The following is a 13,161-nucleotide window of genomic DNA, read 5'->3' on the forward strand; positions in this document are numbered from 1 at the left end:
GTGTGTTCTACTAAAAACCAAACACACGGCTTAAAATTCAACTTCGAAAGATAAATAAGCCTAAGTTACTGCCTGACGTTTTATTATAAATCGTTATTTCGCTCGCTTGGTATATCACTTAAATATTCTACAAACTCTACTTCAAATCCAGCCGGATCGATAAAATAAACATTTTTTCTAAATGGGTTGTCACCGCCTTGTTTATCTATTTTAAAACCAACTTGTTGCAAACGCTTTACTACTGCATCTAAATTTTGGGTAACGTAAGCAAAGTGCGCTAAACCTAATTGATGGCCTGCTAAATCTCGGTTTTCACCTTCACCATGATCGCTCATTGCAATGTATTGTGTGTCATCACCAAAATGCACCCAGCGCCTTGGTTTACCATGCCAAGTGCCCCTACCTTCACTTCGGATTGACCAATAAGGGAATACCGCTTGATAAAATTTAATCATATCCTCAATATTATTAACCACTAAATTGACATGTTCTAAATACATAATGTGTCCTTCTTGATTAAGTATGCAAACACAATAAAACCTCAAGTTAACTTTAGGTAAAGTGGTTTTTTAGATTTATTTAAATTTTATACAGCCGCAAATATATATGCAGAACAATAAAGTATAAAAAACACACAAAAGTATTTAGGGTTTATTGTTTACTTTATGGCAGAAATCGCTAAAATACGCCGGCTGAAATATATAAACGTTCTTTTACAACCCAAAGGTAACTCCATGCATCCAATGTTAAACATTGCGGTTCGCGCTGCGCGTAACGCAGGCAAAATTTTACTTCGCGCAAGTGAAGATTTATCAAAAGTTGAAGTGCAACAAAAAGGCGCTAACGACTTAGTAACTAACATTGATAAAGAAGCTGAAGCCGTAATTCGTGACACTATTTTACAATCTTACCCAACTCACTCGATTGTTGGTGAAGAGTTAGGTGAGCATAAAGGCAAGGATGATGATTACCAATGGATTGTAGATCCTATCGATGGAACAACTAATTTCATCAAAGGCATCCCTCATTACGCGGTTTCTATCGCACTTAAAGTTAAAGGTCGTTTAGACCAAGCTGTTATTTATGATCCAATTCGTGGTGAGCTTTTCACTGCTTCTCGTGGTCAAGGCACTCAGCTTAACAGCAAACGTCTTCGTGTAAGCAAAACTACCGTTCTTGCGGGCACTGTACTTGCTACTGGTTTCCCTTTCAAAAATAAAAACCACATGGATGCATACACTGAAGCATTTAAAGCATTGTTTGTACACACTGCTGATATTCGTCGCGCAGGTTGTTCTGCACTAGATATGGCATACGTTGCAGCGGGTCGTGTTGATGGATTTTTTGAAATTGGTTTAAAACCGTGGAATTCTGCAGCGGGCGAACTAATGGTTAAAGAAGCCGGCGGTATGGTTGTAGATTTTGCTGGTGGTAATAACTATAGCCACAGCGGTAATATCATCTGTGGTTCACCAAAATTGACTCAAGCGATTATTCGTGAAATTCGCCCAGTATTAACTGAGTCGTTACTTCGCTAATTTAATGCTACTAATACGAATCTGCATAAGTATTTGAACAATTTAACGAATTAAATTTCCCTACCTAAGTAGATTGGTACAACAGTATACTAAAAAGGAGCTCAGGCTCCTTTTTTTGTGTCTAAAAATAAGGGTTATCAAGCTTAAGCTCTATTGTTTTACCTTTTGTGTAAGGTAATGAATTAAGCTCTGTCGCGAAATACTCATAAAATAGCGCATCAAATTCACCATTTTTTTGCATGATTTTAAGCCCTTTTTCAATCGCTTGAGCCAGTTCGGGTTTATTTTTTGAGACAAAATAATAAAGCCCAGTTGGATAGCTAATGTATAAATCTGGCACTATTACTAAATTCTTATCTTTTAAATCCATGAGCTCTGAATTAACTTCGATGAATGAGCGCGGAAAATAATCAATCCGCCCCTGGCTTGTTAATGCAAACATCGAGTTTAAATTAGAAAGTGGCCTAACACTTAGTCCATTGTTAACTAATATCCGCATGTCAGGCCAATCATGACCTTGCACTGCAATAAGCATTGATAATTGCTCAACAGAGGTAATACCTTTAAATTTATCTACATTTTTTGTATTCGTAAGCAGTGCTCTTTTACCAATATACCCTTTAAATAAAGGGATTTTAATTGCAATCGCCAACGACTCTCGCTCAGGGCTACTCATACTCCAATATAAATCAAGGGCGTTCCCATCAAGTGCCATAAGATTTCGTTGTTGATGAGGGTGAACTGGCACTAAATTTATTTCAGCTGAGTAATCTGCTCTGATAAGTGCTTTTGAGAGTAATTCATTGAGGTAGTCGTCACGCGTAAAATGCGAGTGTTGATCTTGAGGGACATTAATAATATTGACTTCGCTTGCTATAGCACTACACACAAACAAGCTTACAACGCTAACCAGATACTTAAATGGCAACATAATAATCACCTACTTTGTTAAACTACCTTTTTACTATTTGCTAAACGCACCACCGCTGGTGTAGGCCTTCTTCGCTTACAGATAAAAAGATAGCTATGACGGTATCGTTTGGCCTCTTTTTTAGCATCAGTCGCTAATGCAGCTACTTGATGACTATTTTTACACTGTTGTAAATCAGGTTCAACCAAACCAATCGATAAGGTCAGTAAAGGGACAAATTGCTTTTCACCTTCGCGATTTGTAGCCCAGTATCCTTTGCTTTTAATATGCTCAGGAGTAAAAAATAGCTGTGACTGCAATTCAAACCGTTCAATAATTGTATTGCAAATTGTAACTGCATCACTTTGGTCAAACACAACCATAAAGTCATCACCGCCAATATGTCCTACAAAGTTAGCACTGTTTGTGCAAGCTTGCACTGTTACATCGGCTAATAATTTAATTACACTATCACCGCTGGCATAACCATATAAGTCATTAAATTGTTTAAAGTGATTTAGGTCTATATAAGCTAATGAAAATTTTAACTTATTACGCAGCCTTTGCTCTATAGCTTCATTTATAGCAACATTACCTGGTAGCATAGTAAGCGGATTAGCGTGCTGTGCGTGGCGAATTTTTTCTTCGGTAATATGTTTTAGAATATCTCTCAGTGGCGCTAATCCCAAGTATTTATTATTGCGTGTAATAACTATATGCCTGCGTATATCAAAATCCTGATCTGTTATTTGCTTACTTACGACATCAAGCATTTGATTCTCGTCAACGACTAATGGTTGCTTGTCCATTAATTCTGTAACTGGGCGTTTATCATAAAGTGCGTGCCCGTAGGGGGCCGCAAATACTTCCGTTAGCTGATCTTTATGAAGTAAACCAATTGGCTGGTCATCTTGATTTAATACTGGGATACTAATAATTGATTTGTCTTGCTCAAATAGCTTGTGAGCATCCTTACAGCGTGTTTCGCTATCAATTGCTGACTGAGTTAAAGCAAGATACCCTATTGCCATTGATTGCTCACAGAGCGCCTTTGCTTTAAATGTTAGTGCTTGTATTTGCTCAGAACTAAAGTCATAACTTGGTCGTAAACTGGGCCTTTCGAGTAAAAATCCCTGTACGTTACTAATGCCTAAGCTCTCAACTAACGCCAGCTCCTCCGGACGCTCAATACCTTCTGCAATAACGGCTGTATTAGTTGCTTTAGCAAGTATAGTGATTGATTTTAAAAACTCTTTTTTAACATCACTCTCATCACAAAAATCAATAAAATAGCGATCTATTTTTACAAAATCTGGACATAACTCAGACCACTGCTTTAACCCTGAGTAGCCAGCGCCTAAATCATCAATAGCAATGGTAAAGCCAAGTTCTCGATAATGAGCAATTGTTTTTAAAAGTAAAAACCCATCATCAACTTTCTCTTGCTCAGTAACCTCAATCACAACTCTGTTCGCAGCTAATCCAAATTGCTCAATTAAATGCAACGTTTCGCCTTTGGGGTGACACGGATCGAGTAAAGTTTTAGGGCTTACATTTAAAAAGAGCTTGCCTTGGAGGTTTAATTTTACAAAGTTTTCGATTGCTTTAGAGCGACATAATAATTCAAGTTCTGAAATTAATGCATGCTGATGAGCCACTTCAAATAATTTATTCGGCATTTCAAGTGGACTATTTTTAGGACCGCGACTGAGCGCTTCGTAACCAATAATACTTTGATTAGATATATTAAAAATAGGCTGAAATAATGTCGTTATTTCAGCATTATTTAAAATATACTCTAAAACTTTGTGTTGTACGGTCACGTCGGACTCTAATTATAATTTGATAAGAATAATAAAGTAGCAAGCCTGTATTACAATTTTATTGCACTGAAATAAACGCCACGCAATAAAAAACCGCTCAACAGAGCGGTTTTTTTAACAGTTACACAACCATTACGGCATAGCGTCTTGGTCTGCACCTTCTTTTTCAATTACTTCTGGTATTAAATCTTCTTTGCTTACGCCCATTGCAAGTGCAACAGAGCTGGCAACATAAATAGAAGAATAAGTACCAATAAACACACCAAATAACAATGCAGTTGCAAAGCCATGAATAGTTTGTCCGCCCCATGCAAACAAGGCAATCAATACTAAAATAGTGGTGATTGATGTTACAAGTGTACGGTTAAGTGTTTGGGTAAGTGAAATATCAATAATTTCAACGGTATCGTCAATGCGTACTTTACGGAAGTTTTCACGAATACGGTCCGACACAACAATGGTATCGTTAAGTGAATAACCAATTACCGCAAGAATTGCCGCCAATATAGTTAAATCAAACTCTAAACCTAATATAGAAAACAAACCTACAGTAATAATAACATCGTGTAATAGTGCACCTACCGCACCCACAGCGAAGCGCCATTCAAAGCGAAATGCAACATAGATTAAGATACAAATAAGTGCAGTTAACATGGCTAGGCCACCCTGCTCTTTTAAGTCTTCACCTACACTTGGGCCTACAAACTCAATACGGCGCATTACTACGCTGTCGTCTGCTTTTTTAAGTGCGTCGATTACTTGGTTACCAATTACTTCCGCTTTTACATCGCTACCGCGTGGCGCTAAGCGAACTAAAATCTCTTGGCTTGAACCAAACAATTGTACCGAAGCATCAGCAAAGCCATTTTCAGCTAGCGCATCACGTACTTTTTTAAGGTCAGCAGGTTGTGAAAAACCAACTTCTACAGCAGTACCGCCTGTAAAATCTAAACCAAAGTTTAAGCCTTTAACAAAAATTGATGCAAACGACGCTAAAATTAGTAACGTCGAAAAACCCATAGCCACTTTTCGAAGAGACATGAAACGAAGGGTTCTACTACCCAAACTTAAAATTTGCATGTCTGCTCCTTAAATCGAAAGTTTATCAATGCGTTTACCACCAACAAATAAGTTGATTACCGCACGGGTACCAACGATGGCTGTAAACATTGAAGTTAAAATACCAATCGCAAGTGTCACTGCAAAGCCCGCAATCGGACCTGTGCCCACTGCAAACAGTATAATGGCAGCAATTAGTGTCGTGATGTTGGCATCAAATATAGTGCTAAATGCGCTATCGTAACCAAAATGAATCGCTTGTTGAGGACTACGGCCATCGGCCAGTTCTTCACGAATACGTTCAAAAATAAGTACGTTGGCATCAACCGCCATACCTACGGTTAATACAATACCCGCAATACCTGGTAGCGTAAGTGTAGCGCCTGGAATTAAAGACATAACGCCAACAATCAGTACTAAGTTAGCCGCAAGCGCAAGGTTTGCAACCATACCAAAGCCTTTGTAGTACACAAGCATAAACACAAGTACAAACGCAAAACCAAGTGCAACCGCAGTCATACCCGCTTCAATATTTTCTTGTCCTAAGCTTGGACCTACTGTGCGCTCTTCAACAATTTGAATTGGTGCTACAAGCGCACCTGCACGAAGTAGCAAACTTAAGTTATGCGCTTCAGCAGGGTTATCAATACCCGTAATACGGAACGAGCGGTCAAGACGAGCTTGAATTGTTGCTACGTTAATTACTTCTTCGACCTTGATAGGTGGAAGTGCTTTACCGTCTGCATCTTTTTTACCTGATGGCTTGTATTCAATAAATACCGTTGCCATACGCTTGCCAATAGCACGCTTGGTAAAGGCATTCATTTTTGCCCCACCTTTGCTATCTAACGTAATACTTACTTGCGGACGTTGGTATTCATCAGCGCCAGATTGCGCGCCCGTAATATGGCTGCCCTCTAAAATAATACGCTTTTTAAGTACAACAGGGTAACCGTCGCGGCTCATGATCATTTCAGTACCCGCTGGAATACGACCTTGAGCAGCAGCACTTGCATCGGCATTTTCGTCTACTTCACGAAATTCAAGTGTTGCTGTCGCACCTAAAATTTCTTTAGCGCGTGCTGTATCTTGAATACCGGGTAGTTGAACAATAATACGCTCAGCGCCTTGGCGTTGTACGTTAGGCTCTGCAACACCAATTTGGTTGATACGGTTACGAATAATCGTTTCATTTTGCTTGATAGCGTAGTCACGAATTTCTTTGAGTTTTTGCTCACTCATTGTTGCAAAAAATGCTTTATCGTTGCTGCTATCATCAATGTAAACGTTTAGCGGGTAGCGAGTTCCTAAGAAACTTTCTGCAGCATTTTTGTCTTCTTCGGTACGCATTTCTACGCGCATACGTTCAGAGCCAGCTACACGGCGAACACTACGGTAACGTAGTTTTTCTTCGCGCAGATCACTGCGAAAATCTTGTTCCATTTGCTCAAGCTGGTTATCAACCGCTGTTGCCATGTCGATTTCCATGGTGAAATGTACGCCACCACTTAAATCAAGGCCTAACTTCATTGGGTTGCCACCAACCGCTTTTAACCAAGCTGGTTGAGCAGGTGCCATATTAATAGCAGAAATGTAATCATCACTAAGCGAATCACGCAGTAAATCTTGCGCTTTTAACTGCTCTTCAACATTTTTTAAACGAACTAAAATTTGTCCATCTTCAAGTATTGTCGATTTAGCGGTTACATTATTTTTTTTGAGGATTTCGTTTACTTTGTCTACAACACTGAGATCAACATCAGCACCTTTAGCACCTGAAACTTGTATAGCCGGATCGCGACCATACAAGTTTGGAGAAGCATATAAAAGGCCAATGGCTACCACAGCTAAAACAAGTAAATACTTCCAAACCGGAAACTTGTTTAACACGGGGTCGTCCTTATTATTTTTATAGCGACTTCATTGTGCCTTTTGGCAATACTGCAGATACAGATGATTTTTGCACTGTTACTTCTGCTTGCTCATTTAAAGAGATAACGATGAAATCTTTATCTTCAGAAATTTTAACTATTTTACCTACTAAGCCACCTTGAGTTAGCACTTCGTCACCTTTAGCCATCGCATTCATTAGGCTTTTGTGTTCTTTAACACGATTAGCTTGTGGGCGATAAATCAAAAAGTAAAAAACTAAACCAAAAATAGCTAACATAATTAGCATTTGCATAGTGCCCCCGCCTGCCGCTGCTGCGCCTGTACTTGCTTGTGCGTTTGAAATAAATAAACTCATGATACTTCCTCTTTAATTTTTAAAGTTTAATTTTTTATATCTGCTAGCTCTGGCACATCTTGGCCTCGGCGAGCATAAAAATCTTTTACGAATTCTTCTAATTTACCTTCGCTAATTGCATTGCGTAAACCTTCCATAACACGTTGATAGTAACGTAAATTATGAATTGTGTTTAGTCGCGCACCTAAAATTTCGTTACATTTATCAAGGTGATGCAAATAAGCTCGTGAATAATTCCCACACGTATGGCAATCACACTCAGGGTCAAGTGGCCCTGTATCTGTTTTATGCACTGCGTTACGTATTTTAACCACACCTGTGGTAATAAATAAATGACCATTACGTGCATTACGCGTTGGCATAACACAGTCAAACATATCAATGCCTCGGCGAACCGACTCAACTAAGTCCTCTGGTTTGCCTACACCCATAAGGTAACGAGGTTTGTCTTCTGGCATTTTAAACGCACAGTGATCAAGAATGTTCATCATTTCGTTTTTAGGCTCGCCTACTGATAGGCCACCTAATGCATAACCGTCAAAACCAATGTCTTCAAGACCGGCTTGTGATTGTGCACGTAATTCTGGGTACATACCACCTTGAATAATACCAAACAAAGCAGATGGGTTGTCGCCATGACCTTCTTTAGAGCGCTTAGCCCAACGAAGAGATAGCTCCATAGAATCTTTAGCTTCTTTTTCAGTCGCTGGATACGGCGTACATTCGTCAAATATCATTACAATATCTGAACCTAAATCGCGTTGTACTTCCATCGATTTTTCAGGTGACATCATAATTTCATCACCATTTACAGGTGATTGAAATAATACGCCCTCTTCAGTGATTTTACGCATTGCGCCTAGGCTAAATACCTGAAAACCGCCTGAGTCAGTTAAAATAGGGAAATCCCAGTTCATAAAGTCATGTAAATCACCATGCTGCTTAATGATCTCAGTACCTGGGCGAAGCATTAAGTGGAAGGTATTACCTAAACAAATTTGTGCACCAGTCGCTTTTACTTCATCTGGCGTCATACCTTTTACAGTACCGTAAGTACCAACAGGCATAAATGCAGGTGTTTCTATTACACCACGGTCAAAAATCAAGCGGCCACGGCGCGCTTTTCCGTCAGTACGGTCTAATTCAAATTTCATATCATCCTCAATGTCAGAAAAACAGTCCAACAAGCTATAATTTAACCGCTCGATTCTACCCTTTTTGACCAGCCAATACTATTAGCTGCGGTAAATTCAATACTGATAACTTCATTCAAATAAAAAACCCCAGCAACTTAACTGGGGTTTGTAATCATTTTTACTGATAATTTAATACTTAACCTGAACCCTGGATAATAAGTCTGTCTCAAGCAACTATTTTCAGCGCTAACTGTGTTGAATTTACTTGCAATAGGGCCAGTTACTTAACTATTTACGTGTTAAAAACATCGCGTCGCCATAACTAAAAAAACGATACTGCTGTTCAATTGCCGTGTTATACGCACCCATAATGTTGTCTTGCCCGCTAAAGGCGCTCACTAACATTATAAGCGTTGATTCCGGTAGGTGAAAATTAGTAACCATGGCATCCACTACATTAAACTGATAACCCGGATAAATAAATATATCTGTATCACCAAAGTAAGTGTCTAGCTTGCCACCATGTACTTTTGCTGCAGATTCTAATGAACGCACTGAGGTTGTACCAACGGCAATAACGCGCCCACCTTTCGCTTTAGTTTTTGCAACAGCCGCTACCACATCTTCTGGCACTTCAATGTATTCGGAATGCATTATATGATCGTCAACACTGTCAACACGCACTGGCTGAAAAGTACCTGCACCAACATGCAAGGTAACAAAAGCCATTTGCACGCCCTTATCCTTTAATGCAGCCATTAACTGTTTATCAAAATGTAAACCAGCAGTAGGCGCTGCCACTGCCCCTGGTTTTTCACCATAAACTGTTTGATAGCGCTCACGATCTGCCTCGTTATCAGGACGGTCGATATAAGGCGGTAATGGCATGTGTCCAATGTCGTTTAATATATCAAGTACGTTTTGACTGTGATCAAATTCAAGCTCAAATAACGTGTCATGCCGTGCAACCATTATTGCCTTGGCCTTACCTTCTAAAATAACTTCATTACCAGGCTTTAATGATTTGCTAGCACGGACATGTGCAAGCACACGATGTTCATCAAGTACACGTTCAACTAATACTTCAACTTTACCACCTGATGCTTTTTGACCAAACATGCGTGCAGGGATTACTCTGGTATTATTAAAAACCAGTAAGTCGTTTTCATTTACCAGTTCAAGTATGTCACTAAAGACTTTGTGTTCTACACTACCACTAGGCCCATCTAGGCTAAGTAAACGACTACTCGTACGATCCGGCTTAGGAAAGCGAGCTATTAATTCATCAGGTAAGTCAAAGCTAAAATCAGCTACGCGCATAGTTAGTAATCCACATCATTTAAAATCGCGCCAAGTGTATATCTATCGCCTATCAAGCTCAAGAAATCCCCTTATATTCTGCAAAATTGAAGTACGCAAGCCTACGAATGACCATTAATTTTCTTGTTCTTCAATCAAAAAATCACTATTCTTATTCGGTTAAATAAATATGGGTTGAGAAATACGTGGTAGAGCAACTTAAATTGCTAATATTAAACGCAAGTCGTGCTGAACGCCTTACTATTCGTGCCACTTTAGAGAGCCTGAATGTTTTTGCTTTTATTGAAGTACAAGACAGCCAACAAGCTTTAAAACTATTAAAGCAACAGCCTGTTGATATTATTATCACGGGCCTCAATGTCGGTAAAATAGATGGTTGGCGCTTTTCACGGATGATCCGTTCGGGTTTATTAAAAACACCAAAGAATACGCCGATACTACTCATCCCTCCCATTTATTGTGAACGCATCGCAGAAACAACTGCGCGTAGTTATGGTATTGATGCCGTACTGCCTTTTGAGCAACAAGACATGCTGCCACAGGTTTTGGCTAATGTGCTGTCGACACATTTAGAAAAAAGTAGCCGCTTAAACCTCTTATTACTTGAGCCACTGCAAGATAAAGCCAATGATATTAGCGCACAACTAAAGCTAAACTTTGCAATTACACATACAACAACAAGCAAAGAAGCGCTAAACGCTTACTACCAGCAAAAATTTGCCATCGTACTGTTAGATGCCACAGCCGCAAGAGCTGAAACGTCGAGTGTTTTAGTAGAAGAGATTTTGCAACATAACCCAAAACAGGCAATTGTAACAATTATAGATAATGATGATGCAAATTATGCAGAGCAGCTCTTATTATCAGGTGTTACCGATTTTATTCGTGCCCCCTACGACCCTTCTTTTTTAAATAAAGTATGTGACCACGCAGCACGTCGAGAAGACTTTATGGTCAGTTATGCTGAATTTGCCAACAAAGTTGAGCAATTGAGTGTAAGTGAAGTGAAATATAAAGAGTTATTCTCAGCCCACCAACGCATTCTATTACACTTAAATACCGTGGTACTTGAACTTGATCAACTAGGTAAAATACGCTTTATAAATCCAGCTTGGGAAACACTAAGTGGTCATGGCGTAAAACCAACACTGCAAAAACCTTTAACCGCATTTTGTATTAATGAATGCCAAGAAAAATTACAAAATACGATTTGTGATATTTTAGGGGGGGTGAAAATCAGCAACAAGTAGAAATTAAGTTACAGCACAAAAATGGCACTCAAATTTGGGTAGAATGCAGGTTTCAACTGATCAAAAATAGTCGTAATACAGCAACAATTACCGCCACAATCGACAATATTCATGAGCGAAAGCAAGCTGAATTACAGTTACGCCATTTAGCGCATCACGATCCACTTACAGGCTTACATAACCGCTATTATTTTGATCAACAACTTAATCGTATCTGCCAACCAAAGCACACTTTCGATGATATAGAACATGCTATTATTTATATCGATCTTGATCACTTTAAAATAATAAATGACAGTAAGGGCCACCACCAGGGCGATATTGTCTTAAAAGAAGTGGCTCAACTGTTTAAAGACAATATCGGTGATGAACACCTTGTTTGCCGTATTGGCGGTGATGAATTTGCTGTTATTTTAACAAACATGAACTTATTAGAAGCGCATTTAGTGGCCGAAGGTGTTTGTATCGCAATTGAACAACATACTTTTAAATCAGAGGATCAAGTTTACACAATAAGCTGCTCTATTGGCTTAGCTCAAATTACATCTAAAAATTGCGATCCCAATGAGTGCTTAAAACAAGCCGACATCGCCTTATATATAGCTAAAAATTTAGGTCGAAATTTAGTCCACTGTTATTCAAAAGAAGACTCGCAAAATAAGACATTGCAAACAGGTTTGGAATGGGGTCACGAAATCCGCCAAGCATTACAACAAGATAATATAGAGCTCCATTATCAGCCTATTTGGGACTTCAAACAAAGTAAAGTTGCTTACTTTGAAGTACTACTACGATTAAAGCTCAATGATAAACTTGTGTACCCCAATCAATTTATTCCATCGCTTGAAATGTTAAACGATACATTTTTGATGGATCAATGTGTAATTCGTAACACGCTTGCTTGTGTTGAAAAACACCCAGAATTAAATCAAGTCGCAATTAATCTATCAGCACAATCATTTTTAGATGAACGATTACTGCCGCTTATAGAGTCAAGCTTAGAAAAATATCAAGTATCACCTACTCGTATTATTTTTGAAATTACTGAATCTGCAAGTATTAATAATCTAAAAGCAACACGTAAGATGATTGAGAAGCTCAATAGCTTAGGTTGTCACTTTTCTATAGATGACTTTGGTACCGGCTTTAGTACTTTTAATTATTTAAAGCAGCTTCCCGCACAGCATGTAAAAATTGACGGCTCATTTGTACGTGACATGCTTAACGACCCCATCGATTTAGCGTTAGTAAAAGCAATTAATGATATAAGCCGGTCACTCGATAAGCGTTCTGTGGCTGAGTATGTTGAAAATAAAGATATATTTTTTGCACTAAAAGAGATTGGTGTGGATTACGGACAAGGCTACTTTATTGCACGTCCTATGGCGGTTGAAAAAGTAAAGACAGAGCTTGAAAATATTTTAAAAAATAAAGTTTTTTACCAACAATAACCTAGCTCATATTAAGCATTAATAAACAATTTTAAGCATTTTATTACTATCATTATTATCTTTTTTACCTATACTTTCTTCATCACAATACGAATGTCACGTTATTTAAAGGATTACGCTTAACAAACATGACATTACCTATTGCAAATACAGAACCCTAAATCACGGGCTGTTTTAAAATAAGGTTTGAGGAGATAAATATGACGCAATTGATTATCTTATTACTACTTATTCACTTTGCAATAGCGTATCAATGCTATCGATACGCGAGCATAAAGGGCTACCCAATTCGAGTATTTACAGTATTAGGTTGCATGCCTTATTTTAATTTAGTGGTGTGGATCTATTTATTATTTTTACCGGAGCTAGAACCTTTTGAACACCATAACCATGATCAAAAGCAGCCTCTTTAGGCTGCTTTAACAT

At 38.6% G+C, this 13,161-nt stretch carries 10 protein-coding genes and 1 pseudogene; 3 read left to right on the forward strand and 8 right to left on the reverse strand.

The annotated features are described in order from the left end of the window. Positions 1–83: 83 nt before the first annotated feature. A complete protein-coding gene (locus AOR04_RS15605) occupies positions 84–500 on the reverse strand; it encodes a VOC family protein (RefSeq protein ID WP_096793846.1) in 417 nt (138 codons plus the stop codon). A gap of 234 nt (positions 501–734) precedes the next feature. Here AOR04_RS15605 and suhB point away from each other — a divergent pair, with 234 nt between their 5' ends. Then, complete coding sequence (gene suhB, locus AOR04_RS15610; RefSeq protein WP_007375998.1) at positions 735–1,538, forward strand: inositol-1-monophosphatase; 804 nt, start codon at positions 735–737, stop codon at positions 1,536–1,538. Positions 1,539–1,659: 121 nt separating this feature from the next. On the opposite strand, the gene AOR04_RS15615 is transcribed toward suhB, so the two are convergent. From AOR04_RS15615 to queA, 7 genes are all read right to left on the reverse strand, one after another. Beyond that, the gene (locus AOR04_RS15615; RefSeq protein WP_007375997.1) at positions 1,660–2,469 is read right to left on the reverse strand and encodes a substrate-binding periplasmic protein; all 810 of its coding nucleotides are present in this window, start codon (positions 2,467–2,469) and stop codon (positions 1,660–1,662) included. A 17-nt stretch (positions 2,470–2,486) separates the two neighbouring features. Further along, complete coding sequence (locus AOR04_RS15620) at positions 2,487–4,271, reverse strand: GGDEF domain-containing protein (protein WP_008138895.1); 1,785 nt, start codon at positions 4,269–4,271, stop codon at positions 2,487–2,489. A 132-nt stretch (positions 4,272–4,403) separates the two neighbouring features. Beyond that, positions 4,404–5,351 carry a protein translocase subunit SecF gene (gene secF / locus AOR04_RS15625; protein WP_096793847.1) on the reverse strand — a complete coding sequence of 316 codons (948 nt, stop codon included), beginning with the start codon at positions 5,349–5,351 and terminating at the stop codon, positions 4,404–4,406. 9 nt (positions 5,352–5,360) lie between these two features. Then, complete coding sequence (secD, locus tag AOR04_RS15630; RefSeq protein ID WP_096793848.1) at positions 5,361–7,220, reverse strand: protein translocase subunit SecD; 1,860 nt, start codon at positions 7,218–7,220, stop codon at positions 5,361–5,363. A 19-nt stretch (positions 7,221–7,239) separates the two neighbouring features. Continuing rightward, the gene (yajC, locus tag AOR04_RS15635) at positions 7,240–7,578 is read right to left on the reverse strand and encodes a preprotein translocase subunit YajC (protein WP_007375993.1); all 339 of its coding nucleotides are present in this window, start codon (positions 7,576–7,578) and stop codon (positions 7,240–7,242) included. Positions 7,579–7,604: 26 nt separating this feature from the next. Next, complete coding sequence (gene tgt / locus AOR04_RS15640) at positions 7,605–8,732, reverse strand: tRNA guanosine(34) transglycosylase Tgt (RefSeq protein ID WP_007375992.1); 1,128 nt, start codon at positions 8,730–8,732, stop codon at positions 7,605–7,607. Positions 8,733–9,002: 270 nt separating this feature from the next. Beyond that, the gene (queA, locus tag AOR04_RS15645) at positions 9,003–10,034 is read right to left on the reverse strand and encodes a tRNA preQ1(34) S-adenosylmethionine ribosyltransferase-isomerase QueA (RefSeq protein ID WP_007375991.1); all 1,032 of its coding nucleotides are present in this window, start codon (positions 10,032–10,034) and stop codon (positions 9,003–9,005) included. A 185-nt stretch (positions 10,035–10,219) separates the two neighbouring features. On the opposite strand from queA, the pseudogene AOR04_RS15650 reads away from it, so the two are divergent. Then, positions 10,220–12,735, forward strand: a pseudogene (locus AOR04_RS15650) (EAL domain-containing protein). Positions 12,736–12,935: 200 nt separating this feature from the next. After that, complete coding sequence (locus AOR04_RS15655; protein WP_007375989.1) at positions 12,936–13,148, forward strand: hypothetical protein; 213 nt, start codon at positions 12,936–12,938, stop codon at positions 13,146–13,148. Positions 13,149–13,161: the final 13 nt, after the last annotated feature.

This window comes from Pseudoalteromonas sp. 1_2015MBL_MicDiv (genome assembly GCF_002407505.1).
GTDB classification, from domain to species: Bacteria; Pseudomonadota; Gammaproteobacteria; order Enterobacterales; family Alteromonadaceae; genus Pseudoalteromonas; species Pseudoalteromonas fuliginea.